Here is a 13790-nt window from a genome sequence, read left to right as displayed (position 1 = left end):
TAATGATTATCACTATCAAATAATAACAGGTAATGTTAAACCCTACTATGGCGTAAAGTGCCTTAAAAATTGGATTATTGTGTTCTAGAGCAAACACTCCCTAAAATCGCTTGTTCAATCTGTTGCATAATTTCCCTTTTGCCAAATACACTACAATTGTTAATCCATAAACCAGTATCCACATAAAAAACACGGTTATTTTTCACCGCATCTAAATTTGCCCACTGCTCACTATTTTGTAAAGTAGCTAGGCTTAAGTCGGCAGTATAATAGTCCATAATGCGTTTTTCAATAAATAAGTATGTAGGGTTGGCAGCCACTAATTGTTGTAAGGAACATATGTTGAAACTGTTTGCATTCGCGCGCAATCCTTCAGGCATTTGCAAGCCTAGTTCCTGATATAAGAGGATAGCCGAGTCACTAGAAGATTCACCGAGATAGCGGTAACCTAGCTCCTCCACACGTAAATATAGGACAGTAGCATCTTTTACTATATGATGTTGTATTTTATTTTTTAGAATCTCTACATATGTAGTAAGTTCGCGAATGATTTGTGCAGCTTCCTTCTCTTTATTAAACAATTTACCAAAATAACGAATGAGTGAATGTAGATCATAGGTTAGTCCAGTGATAACAGGGGCGATAGTTTGGAACTGCTGTTTTGTCTCCTCTGTTAAGTCGACACCAATAATTAAATCGGGTTGTTGTTGTACAATTATGTCCTGCTGAATCACATATTGAGGCATTTCTAAAATGGTTGTACCAACTTTATGAAAAAGAAGTTGTTGATACTTTGGAGTTAGGGAGTTAGTTACAGTAACACAATTAGGTACAACACCTAATGCTATCGCAATTTCTGCATGTGCAGGTGAGAGAAAGCAAACACGATATTCACTAACGGTCTTTTTGTATTGCTTAGGTGGGCGACCAACAATACGTTTAAACTGTCGGCTAAAGTTTTGCACATCTTCAAAGCCCACTTTTTTTGCGATATTTTGTGATAACTCCTCTGTTGTTAATAGCATTTCCTGTGCGCGGAAAATACGATAACTAATTAAATAAGCTATCGGTGTCTTATCATATAACTCAATGAATTTTCTTGAATAATACCATGGACTATATCCAGCGATAGCTGCCAATTCATCTCTTGTCATCATTTGATTATATTTCTTTTGCATATAAATAACGGTATGTTTCATTCTTTGTTCCAGCGTGTATTCATCTATTGGTCTCTCTTGTTGTAATTCTTTCAACAAGCTGTATAAAATAAATTGTTTAATAGTGATATGGAGATGATCCGTATTTATAACGAGCGATATACGAATATCTGCGATGACCGTTTCAGGCACTCGGTGAATATAGTAACCATTTGTTGTATTGATAGACCAATTACAGGTTGATTTGACTTCTGTATCATATAGTTCAAAGCTAATTAAATAACCTGAAAAATCAAGTCGATTTGTATGTGTAAGTTGGATAACGGCATCATTTTCAAGGGCGATTAAATGCCCAAATACAATATGCTCATTGTGTCCATTAATAGATAGAGTGGTTTGGCCATCCGTAATCAATAACAGAGCCGCACGATCAAGATGTATCGTCGATTTTTGAAATAATGATTTGGCTAAATCTTTTATTTCTGTGCAATGTGCCAGCCAATTAGGATTAGAATCAAGCATTTATGTACTCCTTTAGTTTGTTGTGATAAAAGTATACTACGGAATGTCACAACAGACGTCATAAAACGGTAAGAGCAAAATGAATAACATAGAAATTATGACGAAAACACCTCTGTGTTAAGGAGGTGTTTAACAGGTGAGTTTACAGATCAGGCTCTTTCTCTGAAAATGCATGAAGCATTTTTTTTATATCTTCAACTAAAGGCTGAGGTGCTTTTTGCACAGAGCCTGTATCAAATGGGGGCTGTGGGTCATATTCCAGTATTAACTGAACTCCCATACTAAGGTCGTCACCAAATTCCCATGCAACTAATTGTAGAGCCATATCAATGCCAGAAGAGACGCCAGCTGCTGTGACCATTTTATTTTGGCGCACAACTCTTTCATCTGTTGGAATAGTTCCAAGGGATTGTAGGATATCAAAGGAACCCCAGTGACTAGTTGCCTTCATTCCTTTTAATAGACCAGCTGCACTTAAAATAAGAGAGCCATTGCACACAGATGTTGTCCATTTGGTTGTTTGGTGTATGTTACGAATCCAATTGAGGGTTGTTTCATCATTCATTGGATTTTTGAAGTTAGGTGGACTACAGCCAGGAACAATAAGAATATCGGCAGAAGTTATGTCAGAAAAGCTATAGTCTGCATGCAAAAAGCCCATTTTTGAATCTAGTTTAATCATTCCTTTATCTTTAGCAACAAATTTCACATGACATTGCTGTGTAGCTGCAAATACCTCGTATGGACCAATTGCGTCCAAAGCTGTAATCCCATCGTAAAGTAAAATTGCTATTTCCAAAACTATCTCTCCTTTAAAACATATTAGGACCGAACCGTCCGGTCCGCAAGATAATCTTAAACGCAAATGCATTTTTTTTCAACAATATTATTTTTACATTTCGGTGAAAACCAAGAGGTCTTGTATTTTAAACCTCTTGGTTCTTTGGTGCGGACTGTTGTAAAAGGTATGTGATCTGTTCAATACTATGATTCATATGATCGTTATTTAAAGCTAAACGACTAGACATGACAGCACCCTCTAAAGTAGAGAATAAAAAAGATGCTAGGGAAGGAGCATTTACATGCTGGCTAAATTCTTTGGCATGTATTCCTTCTTCAATGATTGATTGTAAAAAAAGTAGGGTTTCTTTATGTGCATTAGCAGCTAACTCATGTAGTTCTGGGAATCCATCATCACTTTCAATGGCTGTATTCAGTAGCGGACATCCACCATCAACTGGTGGGGTATGAACTGCATCATGATAAACCTCAAACATAGCAATGATTTTATCTGTCGCTGTTATTTTAGACTTTATTGCTTCAAAATAATGATCCCAAATAATCTTCATAGAATAGGTGAAGGAAGCAATGGCTATGTCATTTTTATTTTCAAAACGTCTATAAATGGCACCTTTAGGTAATGCCGTGGCAGTCATAATATCTTGAATAGAAGTTTGGTTGTAACCTTTTTTATTAAATAAACTTAGAGAAGTTTGGATAATAAGATCACGTATTTGATCTTCTTTATTCATTGAATTTCCTCCATTTTGCACAAAGATAAAATCAGTATAGCACAATGTTGAAAATGAAAAGTCTGTGTCTAGAAAAACATTAATAGTAAAGGCAAGGATATCCTACAATATAAATTTTTCATCGCATAGAGAAATTAAAATTATCTTGGGTATGCTCAAAAGAAAGTATGCGTGATTTGTGTCAATTTTAACTTACTATATGAGTTGCAGGATTTTTTTCTATTTTAAACAATATATTGAAATATTTATATGAAATTTTTGGTATAATTACATATAAATATATTAAGGAGTGTGCTCTATGAAAAAACTACTGATCATTACGAGTTATTTAGGCTTTTTTATATTAGGAGGTTTAACCTTTACCTACCTTTCAACGACAGAGGCAGCAAGCAGTTTGAAAAAGATCAATGTTTCTCAAGATACGATTCATTACTATGTAGATAAGGTTGAGAAAAAGCCAAAAGAGGGTCAATCTGGCTTTATTTATGAAGGAACTACTTATGTGCCGATGCGTTTTATTGCTGAGTCATTAGGGAAAAAGGTGACATGGGATGGTAAATCAAAATCCGTTTATATTGGTGAGGCTCCAACCTTCATCTCTTTAAAAGATGTAAAGCCTATTGGGAGTGATGAAGATCATTTCTTCCATAACCCAAGCTCTATCGTTATTAGTACTGGAGAAAAGTTTGAACAATCCTATCAGCTAGGTGGCTATCACGGCGGTGGGGCTGTACAAGATCATACAGTTGAATACATGGCTAATGGAAAATATAAATCATTTGAAACATACTTAGCGCCTGTTAAAAAGCTAACGGCAGGTTCTTTCGGCATAGGCTATATGAAAATTTACGCAGATAATAAATTGATTTATGATAGCGGATCGATAAAAGATAAGGTAAAGGTTAATGTAAATTTAGAAGGTGCTTCAAAAGTGAAGTTTGAAATTGAAGGCAGTGGTTTAGGTATTTTGGATCCTAAATTTACTCGATAAGCTTAACATTAAAAGGCGATGACAAGAACGAGTGTCATCGTCTTATTTAATGGGATGAAATAACTATTCCGACATAATTAAAGTCAATACATTTTTGTAAATTTTTTCACATTTACGTATAAAATAGTTGATCTATTTATGGTATAATTTCAAACGTTATAGGTAAGGAAGTAGAAAAAGGGAGAGAAAATCTTATGATGAAAAAGATAATGAAACGTACAAGCGCTATTTTGCTTGGGGCTTCATTGATGTTGACAACGGTTGTACCTGTGATCCATGCGGAGGAGCAGTCACTACCTTTAACACCATCAATTAGTGAGTGGGCCATAGAAACATTAAATGAGGGTGAAAAATACGGAATCTTTCCAATGGAATGGTATTTCGATGGTTTCCTTCAAGAAATTTCGATAGATAAAGTAAATGAATTATTAGCGTTAACAGAAAAGAAAATTGCTTCACTAGGTTTAGATGAAAACAAACAATATAAACCAGTGAGTGTGAAGAATGATAACACACGTGGGGATATTGTAAAACGTTTATATAATATTGTAGCGCGTTATGATTTACCGGTTGGTAAAGATCCTATTCAATTTATGAAAGAGCATCGTATATTACAAGGCTCTGCCAACGGATTACAGCTGGAGAGCAAGGCAACGACTCAACAGGCTGTAATATTGGCTGTGCGTTTCATTCAGAGTACATATGCGCTAGCAGAGCAAGGATCGAACGGAGTAGCTTGGGTTGTTCAGGATGAGGATACACTTGTATACTTACTAGGTTCCATACATCTAGGAACACCTGAATTATATCCATTCAATAATAAACTAGTAAAGGCATTCAATGAATCAGATGCGCTTTTAGTAGAGGCGAATATCCTGGATGCGAAAGCACTCGAATACTATGCAGAAAAAGCAATGTATACAGACGGCAAAACAATAAAAGATACTGTTGCACCAGAAACATATGCGAAGTTAGAACAAGTCGCAAAGCTTTACAATCTTCCTATGGAAGAACTAGCAGCACAAAAGCCATGGATGCTTTCTAGTGCATTATCAATGCTGGCAATGGACGATTCCTTTGGAATGACACCACAAGAAATGACAATGCACGGGATTGATATATACTTTTTATTGAACGCACAGTTGCAGCAAAAACCAGTGATTGAATTAGAGGGTACAAGAGCGCAGGTAGATATGTTTGATGCATTGTCACCAGAGGCACAGGAGCAGTCATTAGTCGCTGTGCTGGATAATATCATCAATCCATCTGAAGAAAATCAATCCGAAATTCTTCAAGAATGGTTTACAAGCTGGCAGCAAGGGAATGTGGAAGAATTCGCAAAAAGCTTCCAAGCAATGGAGGGACCATCATCTGAGTTCAATGAAATGCTTTTCGGCTTACGTGATGAGCAAATGGCTAAGAAAATCATGAATGTTCTTGAAGAGAAAAAAGGAAAGTACTTTGTTGTTGTGGGATCAGGACATTTCCTAGTAGATAAAAACATTCGCTATCATTTGGAGCAAAACGGATACGATGTAAAGCCGTTTTACCAATAAAAATTTAAGGCAACCCAAAGCTATGAACGTAGCTAGGGTTGTCATTTTTAGTTGCACCGATATTCATCGCTAGCTATCATTATCTTAAGATATACTTTTTTTGTAAAATAACTACCGTGATCAGTGAAAATATGAAGGAACAAAAATTTCTAGACCCCATGATGTCACTGCTTATTGCTGTCTACAAGCTAAAAACAGATGGTTTAGATGTCCTATAATGGACCTCTCTAATGCCATCTGTTTTCATTTTGAGGTTTTTAATTGAATTACATACCAAGGAAGCTCTAAAAAAGATGAACCATTTCTAGTAGTCATTTGTTTATAAAGTAGAACAGTCAGAAAGGAGTGACTCAGATTGACAGAACGAGAATTATTTGATTCATACAATAAGGATGTATACCGTACCTGTTACTACATGCTAAGAAATGCACAGGATGCAGAGGATCTCTGCCATGATGTATTTGTCACCGTGTTCCGTCAGGATTGGAAAAGCATTGAGCATATACGTGCTTGGATTATGCGCATTGCGATGAACCAATGCTTAAATTTGTTAAAAAGAAAGCAAGCTCAATTGAAAAAACAAGGTCAGGTTCAACTTCTTCATGAGCAGAATACGGCATTGGTTAAGTCTGTAGACACAATTGTAATGGAGAAGGTAGCTGGGGAGGAATGGGAGGAATTGCTTAAGCAGCTGCCAGAAAAGCTTATGGCCGTTGTTACTCTTCGTTTTATCGGTGAATTGTCGTTAGTAGAAATCGCAGAAGCGTTAAAAATTCCTGTAGGTACAGTAAAGTCGAGGCTGCATAAAGCATTAAAAATAATGCGCAAAAAATTGGAACAAAATCAACATCTATGGTTGAAGGGAGAGAATCAATTTGGAACGCACTGAACAGAAGCTGAAAAAAGGGATGAAGGCAGATCATAATATGGTATATCCTGATTTTGAACAAATGTGGAGCTCTATTGAACAAGATGAGTTAAAGTTTGCTGAGGGTGAAACGATTGAACAACGCCCCCGCAGAAGAAAGAAATTCGCTTTGGTGGCTGGACTAGCTGTCGCGCTAATGGCCACACCAGTTTATGCAGCCCTAAATTATGATTGGACAAACATCCTTTCATATAGAGCGGGTATTCAATCAGCATTAGCACAAGGCTTAGGCCAGACGATTGAGCAATCCATTACGAAGGACGGATTTACGTTAACGGTACACACAGCATTTATTGATGATAATAGAACTTTCCTTCTATATAGTTTGAAGCCTGATGCCACTTGGGATGGAAATAATATTAGATTTGATCAAATTGGATTTGAAAACTTTGAGGGTGATTTGATTAAAGGGAATTATGTACATCAATGGAATGAAGATCTTGGTCTATTCCAAGGATATTTCGAGACAGACTGGGTTGCAGAGGATCAACTATCAGATATTAATTTTTCAATAAAGAATATTTATGCGATAGGTGATGAGGAGCAATTTATTAGTTATAATCCTAATGATTTTAATACGCAGCATTTCGCCATTCAAAAGGATGGAATTGATAATGTCACATTACAAATATTTGAGCAACCAGAGGGAAAAGTAATGCTTCACTCGGCTGTTACGTTTACAGATTCAAACATGAAGGATAAATGGTTGCGTATCCAAGCAGTCAATGATAAGAACCAGCCTATTCAAGACGTGGGGACACCAGTCTTTGGAACACCAGGAGCTACAGGTAAATACTTTAGTCAGCAAATTTTCTCCTCAGAAAGTTTACGGGCGAAAGGGACACAGTTCAATCTAACATACGAACATACATTAAGTATTACAGAAAATACTTGGAGTATTGATATGAATTTGTCCAAGGAAAAATTGAAAAAAGGATCTTTTAAAAAAGTTGTTAATATTCCATTAGAAAATGCACCTGATGGAACAGTTATTCATGAAATCAAAGTTACACCAACACAAGTACGTTTAATACTGAAACATAAAGAGAAGTATGCACATATTCCTTACAAAGATTATCAGCTAAATATTGGGGGAGTACCTTTAGAGGGAGGTAGATGGGATGAAGAAAACGATCCTTATAAAACAGAGCTCCGTTTTGAACTGACGGGGGTAGATGTTTCCTCGTTGGTGGATAAAACAATGACATTGGTTGCTAAACATCGTGTTGATATAGTAGATGGTGATTTACAACCGATACGCTTAACTGATATAACAGAGAAACCTCAAAGTAAAACGTCGATGGTTGGAGAATATCCAATTACATGGACATACTACATGAAGGACAATAATCTTTATATTGAATCCTTTAGCTCGGATCCTACATTTGGCGGTGTCACTCAGACCTATTATCTTGATCATAAAGATCGAAACTATGGTATGCCAATATTTGCAGGTATACTTGGTGATAATAATAATAAGCGAATGGATGAATATAAAAATTTTGAGGAGAAAGAGCTTGATATTTATATTTATAATTATACAACGCAACAACCTGATGAAGAACTCCGTATACCTCTAATAATAGGAGAATAAGGATGCAAATTAACCCATCTATTTGGACAATCAAAACTCAAATAGATGGGCTTTTTTACTCATTATGTCCATAATTGCTTTACTTACAATAATATTTAACATATAGTTAAGTTAACTTAACTAAATTATTAAATAGGAGAATCATTGTATGCCCTCTATCGAAAAACAAAAGTCCATTTCCTATAAATTGGGTATCGGGATTATTATTTTTTCACTTTCGTTGTGGTTAATTCCAATTATTACACCATTCACACCTATTCCTACGAAAGTAAAAGCAGGTATTATTCCAGGCAGCATCATTGTAGCTGAAATCTTATTTTGGTTGGGCGCTTTACTTGTCGGGAAAGAAGTAGCTAACAAATTTAAAAGCTATCTTAATCCTAAAAAATGGCGTGAAAAAGGTGATACTCAAAAAAATGAAGACTAACAATGTAGCAGAGCAAATTAATCATACAATTGAAGATATTTGGATTGTTCTTGAGAAAATGGAAAGAGACTATACGAAGTTCAATTTAAATAATCAGCAAGCGGTTCTATTGGCATTAGTGATTCGTCATCCTTCCATTTCACCATCAGAAATAGCCGAGAAAATGACGATTACCAAAAGTGCCGTGAGCCAGCAGATAGCAAAGCTTGAAAAGGATGGCTATATTATAAAAAGGCAGCATGCCGATGATAAGCGTGGCTATTCGATTGAATTAGGTGAGAAAGGTTTGCTGTATAAGCAGGAAGGTGAAGCGTTTAATCAAGAAATCACTGAAAAATATCAAGCACATCTATCGGATGAGGAATTGGTGAATGTGTTAGAGGTACTAGAAAAATTAAAAAATGTACTTTTATAAAATTTTCTAAATACACCACATGTTATCGTCCTAGGAGAAGATGAGGTCACGCAAAATATGTATAAAATAAAAAATATGCAAAGCGGTAAGGAAGAAGTAGTTGCATTTAAATTTTAAATTGAAAAGGCATGTAGTCATTCATTTGGCTATATGCTTTTATTTTTATTTTACAAAAAGGAAAATTTCACTTGCATATTTGTATCTATGTGTATATATTGTATATAAAGTATATATACAATATTTTAAAAGAGGTATTTGCATGCAAATTATTATTTCGAACAGTTCTAAAGAGCCTATTTATGAGCAGATATATGCTCAGATTAAAAAGCTAATTTTAACAGGGCAATTAGAAGAGGGGCAGCCATTGCCTTCCATGCGCCAACTTGCCAAAGATTTAGAGATTAGTGTCATTACAACGAAAAGGGCATATGAAGAGCTTGAAAAAAATGGATTTATTTATTCTATTGTTGGGAAAGGATCATTTATCTCTGAACAAAATTCAGAAATGATGAAGGAAAGAAAAATGAAGGCCATTGAGGAAAAATTGTTGGTGGCGATTCAAAATGCGAAGGAAATGGATATTAGTTTAGCAGAGTTAAAGGCTATGCTTACTTTATTGTATACGGAGGATGAATAAATGGAAAATGTTATTGAATTACAGCATATACAAAAGTCCTTTAATGGTTTTCAAATAAAGGATTTTTCAATCCATGTTAAAAAAGGGTTTGTCACAGGGTTTATTGGAGGGAATGGTGCAGGAAAATCAACGACCATTAAAATGATTATGAATTTATTGCAGCAGGATAGTGGGACTATTTCTATTTTCGGTAAAAGTTATAAGAAACATGAAAAAGAAATAAAAGAACGTATCGGTTTTGTTTATGATGAGAATATCTTTTATGAAAATATCACACTCAAGGATATGAAAAAGATTATTAAACCTGCCTATAGAAGATGGGATGACAAGGCATTTCAGCATTATGTGGAACAGTTTGAGCTACCCTTGAACAAAAATATGAAGACCTTTTCTAAAGGGATGAAGATGAAAGCATCCTTAGCCATCGCGTTAGCACATCATGCTGAATTAATCATCATGGATGAACCAACGTCGGGGCTCGACCCGATTTTTCGCAGAGAATTACTCAATATTTTACATGAGTTAATGCAAGATGGAGACAAAACTATATTTTTCTCCACACATATTACGACAGATTTAGATCGCATCGCAGATTATATAACGTTTATTCATAATGGCGAGCATATTTTCACAAAGGAGTTTTATAAAATTCAAGAGGAATACGCTATTGTTAAAGGAAGCTTGGATTTATTAGATCGTGAAACGGAGCAGGAATTCGTCGCCCTTCGTAAAACAAACAGAGGCTTTGAAGCATTAACGGCTAATAAACATCGAGCAGCTACTATATTTGGCGATACAGTGGTGGTTGAAAAGCCTACGCTTGAAGACATTATGTATTATACAAAGAAAGGGTGGTAAGGATATGTTGAACCTTATTTTAAAAGATATTTTAATTCAAAAAAACATCCTACTATTCTACATAGCAACTATTATCCTTTATTTAATAGTCAATGTTCCGTCTGTATATATAGTATTTATATATAGTATCGTATTTGTTTTAAGTGCTTTTTCGAATGATGAAAAAGATAATGCAAATATTTTACTTAACTCATTACCGTATACAAGAAAAGAAATTGTTAGTTCAAAATATATTGGAGCTTTAATTTTTACAGGGCTCTTTATGTTCCTTACGTATTTGTTCGACTTTCTTTTAAATGGGAATCAGGTTGCTGTATTATGGAAAGAAATAGTACTGATTATGGGCCTCGTTATGATTGTCATTTCGTTTATTTTACCGATGTCCTATAAATTCAAAACAAAGTATTTAACTATTGCTATCATGGGATTATTTGGAGTTTATATGGTAATCATTAATTATTTTGTCCCTAACTTAAATAAACAAATAAGAACCGTTGTACAAAATTTCATGACTGTACAGGAACTACAACTATACCTTATTATCTCATTACTAATCGTTGTACTCTATATAGGCTCATGGATGCTCTCGGTAAGGATTTATAAGCGCAAGGCGTTTTAAAAGAAAACGGCCGGTCCCATATAAGTTGGGACTCGAGCCGTTTTTGTCATTTGAAAGCCAATTTCCATACAAGCATGTTGATGAAAAAAAGCACTATGAAATAAATAGTAGGTCCGAATGCTATTTGACTGGCAATTAAATAGTGTAGACCTGCCAAAATAGCTATAGGGATAAACAATAAAAAAGTTTTCCAGCCTTGAACATCTCCAACCTCATCATATGGTTTGGTAAAAGGTATTTTATTGCTGATCGTTACGAAACAAAACAGTGTATATATCCAGCTTGTCACTAAAACTACTAGTAGGTCGGGGATAATTCGAATACCGTATATATAGCTAAAGACCAAACTTAGCACTAAAAACAATGGGACATATAATTTGATTAAAAATGCCTTTAAACTGCCTTTTTGTAAATTCGTATAATCTTTTAACGGAAGTATTTTGTAAATCCACGCCGCTTTAAATTTAGCCGAATGACCAAGTAAAAGTACAGCAGCTGGAATAATCATCATACTAAAATAAATATTTAAGTAGCTCGTACTAGTAGCGTAATCCATTTTTTCGGATCCGCTAAAGGTAAATATAAAAATAAATGGGATAATAAATGAAAAACCTAAAGAAGGGTAAACTTTGAGCTTAAACTCGCGCTCTTGCTTCATCATAAGAGAGGCGAAACGAAAAAATGCTCTTTCTTCATGTGTTCTACATAGCAGCGTTAATAAAAGGACCTTCAGTCGATTGTTCTTCTCTTTTTTTGATTTACTTGTACTTAATAGCTTTTGAAGGTTACGTTCAAAGGTTGGGATGAGTTTAATATATAACCCAATCGAAAGTAGCGGTATGATTACAGCAAAGATGCTGTATAGTACTGTTAATAACGAAGTATCCCCATTTAGTAATAAGTTAAAGGGTGCAGCGAACCACATCGGTATTAGGAAGAGACTCCACCAATGAAATGACACCGTCATATCCAAATTAACGAATTCAAAGGAGCGAATCAGAACCTGATAGCCGATCATGAGCATTAACGATAAGGCAATTTGTACATAGTTGATCATATCCTTCAGCTTTTCACCATCAAAGAAGCGTAAAATGGCAATATATAAAATGGCAGTGATCGCTACAATAAATAAATTAATGAATATAATCTCTAGAACGGTTAAAAGGAAAAATACAATTCCTTGCGTAAAAAGGCTGACGAGTAAAGGGATGCCTGTTAAGGCAATTGTTAAATAGAACAAGTAAATGAAAATATGCATAAATTTTGCTGCGTTAATAGTTCTAGCGGAAATCGGCTTAGTTGATAGTATGCTTTTGTCTCGTACATCTAAGAGTACTGAGGAAAAGTCAGAAATCAATGAAGTCATAATTAAAAAAATGATCATGGCAAACGCAATACTCATTTGAAATAAAAAGTTTTGACCAAATCCCATGAGTGGGATTAGTATAAGGCCGAATAAAACATAAATCCATAGCGATTTAATATAGCCATATTTTTGATTGTTCTTCTTTTTGTTCTGATTAAATAGTGTGGGTACTTTACGTTCATCCATTGTTAATTTGATATGAAGGATTTTTCTCATTAGGTCATAATCAATACCAATTCTTACAAAGAGCCAGCGGAATAAATCAAGCAATTGGAGTGTTTTAAAATCTGTCATGATTGTACTCCTCGAACGATGGCTACAAATTTCTCACCAATTTCCTGATGCTCATGAAATCCTGTTAACTGATTAAAGATCCTTTCTAGCGTTCCTTCCGTGTTACCAGCTTGTAATTGGGCAAAAGTTCCGTCCGCTGCTATGTTGCCGTCATATAGCAGGATGATGCGGCTACTGATTTTTTCGACGACATCCATAATATGAGATGAGTAAAATATTGTTTTTCCATTGGCTGCGAGCTGCGTTAAAATTTCTTTAAAAATCATTACACTGTTTGCATCTAAGCCATTGATCGGTTCATCTAAAAATAATAGGTCTGGATTATGTATAAGACTAGCAATGATTAATAGTTTTTGTCGCATGCCCTTTGAGTACGAGGAAATTCTAGAATGGTATGCCTCACCCACTCCAAACAACTCCATGAGCGATTTCGATTTGTCAGCTGCCTCCTCTAGCTCTAGCCCATATAACTGACCGATAAAGGTTAAATATTCATAACCTGTTAAGTTGTCATAAACATCAGCGATTTCTGGAACGTAACCAATTCTCCGCTTATAGTCTATTTGATCTTGCCCAATGCTTTCACCAAAGAGCTTAATCTCGCCACCATAATCACCTTCAAGCCCCAAAATTATTTTAACAGTCGTGCTTTTACCAGCACCATTTGGACCAATATATCCGATAATTTCTCCTCTAGTTGCATGGAGGTTTATTCCTTTTAATATTTCCTTGTTTCCATAACTTTTTGTTAAATTTGTAATCGTTAAAATGTCTTCCATTTCAGTGCACCTCCATAATTATAGAAAAAATATCCATTAATACACTATAACATTTAAAAAGAAAATATATTCCTTTTGGTAAAATGAAACCAGTTCAATGCCATGTGGTTGGGGA

At 35.1% G+C, this 13790-nt stretch carries 14 protein-coding genes; 9 read left to right on the top strand and 5 right to left on the bottom strand.

What is annotated here, in order from left to right:
* Positions 1–74 precede the first annotated feature (74 nt).
* From AC07YC_RS14250 to AC07YC_RS14240, 3 genes are all read right to left on the bottom strand, one after another.
* Positions 75–1679, bottom strand: a complete 1605-nt coding sequence (locus AC07YC_RS14250) for an AraC family transcriptional regulator (protein ID WP_494919710.1) — start codon at positions 1677–1679, stop codon at positions 75–77.
* A 142-nt stretch (positions 1680–1821) separates the two neighbouring features.
* Positions 1822–2478 (bottom strand): DJ-1/PfpI family protein, encoded by a 657-nt coding sequence (locus AC07YC_RS14245; RefSeq protein ID WP_446936225.1) that lies wholly within the window; start codon positions 2476–2478, stop codon positions 1822–1824.
* Between the two features lie 127 nt (positions 2479–2605).
* Positions 2606–3211 (bottom strand): TetR/AcrR family transcriptional regulator, encoded by a 606-nt coding sequence (locus AC07YC_RS14240; RefSeq protein WP_494919709.1) that lies wholly within the window; start codon positions 3209–3211, stop codon positions 2606–2608.
* A gap of 298 nt (positions 3212–3509) precedes the next feature.
* Between AC07YC_RS14240 and AC07YC_RS14235 the strand changes: the two genes are divergently transcribed.
* The 9 genes from AC07YC_RS14235 to AC07YC_RS14195 all read left to right on the top strand — a co-directional run bounded on the left by AC07YC_RS14235 (position 3510) and on the right by AC07YC_RS14195 (position 11236).
* Positions 3510–4202: a stalk domain-containing protein gene (locus AC07YC_RS14235; protein ID WP_336635697.1), complete on the top strand. Its 693-nt coding sequence runs from the start codon at positions 3510–3512 to the stop codon at positions 4200–4202.
* Between the two features lie 194 nt (positions 4203–4396).
* Positions 4397–5758, top strand: a complete 1362-nt coding sequence (locus AC07YC_RS14230; RefSeq protein WP_494919708.1) for a TraB/GumN family protein — start codon at positions 4397–4399, stop codon at positions 5756–5758.
* Between the two features lie 355 nt (positions 5759–6113).
* Entirely contained in the window at positions 6114–6647 is a 534-nt protein-coding gene (locus AC07YC_RS14225) for an RNA polymerase sigma factor (RefSeq protein WP_494919707.1), read from the top strand.
* A complete protein-coding gene (locus AC07YC_RS14220; RefSeq protein WP_494919706.1) occupies positions 6634–8280 on the top strand; it encodes a DUF4179 domain-containing protein in 1647 nt (548 codons plus the stop codon). Before AC07YC_RS14225 ends, AC07YC_RS14220 begins: the two co-directional genes overlap by 14 nt.
* A 148-nt stretch (positions 8281–8428) precedes the next feature.
* The gene (locus AC07YC_RS14215; protein WP_494919705.1) at positions 8429–8707 is read left to right on the top strand and encodes a transporter suffix domain-containing protein; all 279 of its coding nucleotides are present in this window, start codon (positions 8429–8431) and stop codon (positions 8705–8707) included.
* Positions 8697–9122, top strand: a complete 426-nt coding sequence (locus AC07YC_RS14210; protein WP_336635692.1) for a MarR family winged helix-turn-helix transcriptional regulator — start codon at positions 8697–8699, stop codon at positions 9120–9122. The genes AC07YC_RS14215 and AC07YC_RS14210 overlap by 11 nt, the downstream gene beginning before the upstream one ends.
* A gap of 259 nt (positions 9123–9381) precedes the next feature.
* The gene (locus AC07YC_RS14205) at positions 9382–9759 is read left to right on the top strand and encodes a GntR family transcriptional regulator (protein WP_336635691.1); all 378 of its coding nucleotides are present in this window, start codon (positions 9382–9384) and stop codon (positions 9757–9759) included.
* A complete protein-coding gene (locus tag AC07YC_RS14200; RefSeq protein ID WP_336635690.1) occupies positions 9760–10617 on the top strand; it encodes an ABC transporter ATP-binding protein in 858 nt (285 codons plus the stop codon). It begins immediately after the preceding gene.
* 4 nt (positions 10618–10621) lie between these two features.
* Entirely contained in the window at positions 10622–11236 is a 615-nt protein-coding gene (locus tag AC07YC_RS14195) for an ABC-2 transporter permease (RefSeq protein WP_494919704.1), read from the top strand.
* A gap of 46 nt (positions 11237–11282) precedes the next feature.
* Here the strand turns inward: AC07YC_RS14195 and AC07YC_RS14190 are convergent, their stop codons facing one another.
* Positions 11283–12896, bottom strand: a complete 1614-nt coding sequence (locus AC07YC_RS14190) for a hypothetical protein (protein ID WP_494919703.1) — start codon at positions 12894–12896, stop codon at positions 11283–11285.
* Positions 12893–13675, bottom strand: coding sequence for an ABC transporter ATP-binding protein (locus AC07YC_RS14185; protein WP_336635687.1), 783 nt, complete (start codon positions 13673–13675; stop codon positions 12893–12895). The genes AC07YC_RS14190 and AC07YC_RS14185 overlap by 4 nt, the downstream gene beginning before the upstream one ends.
* Positions 13676–13790 lie beyond the last annotated feature (115 nt).

Source organism: Lysinibacillus sp. GW247-5R2A (assembly GCF_059424475.1).
Note: the sequence above shows the minus strand (reverse complement) of the source record. Positions and strands in the feature narration are given on the sequence as shown.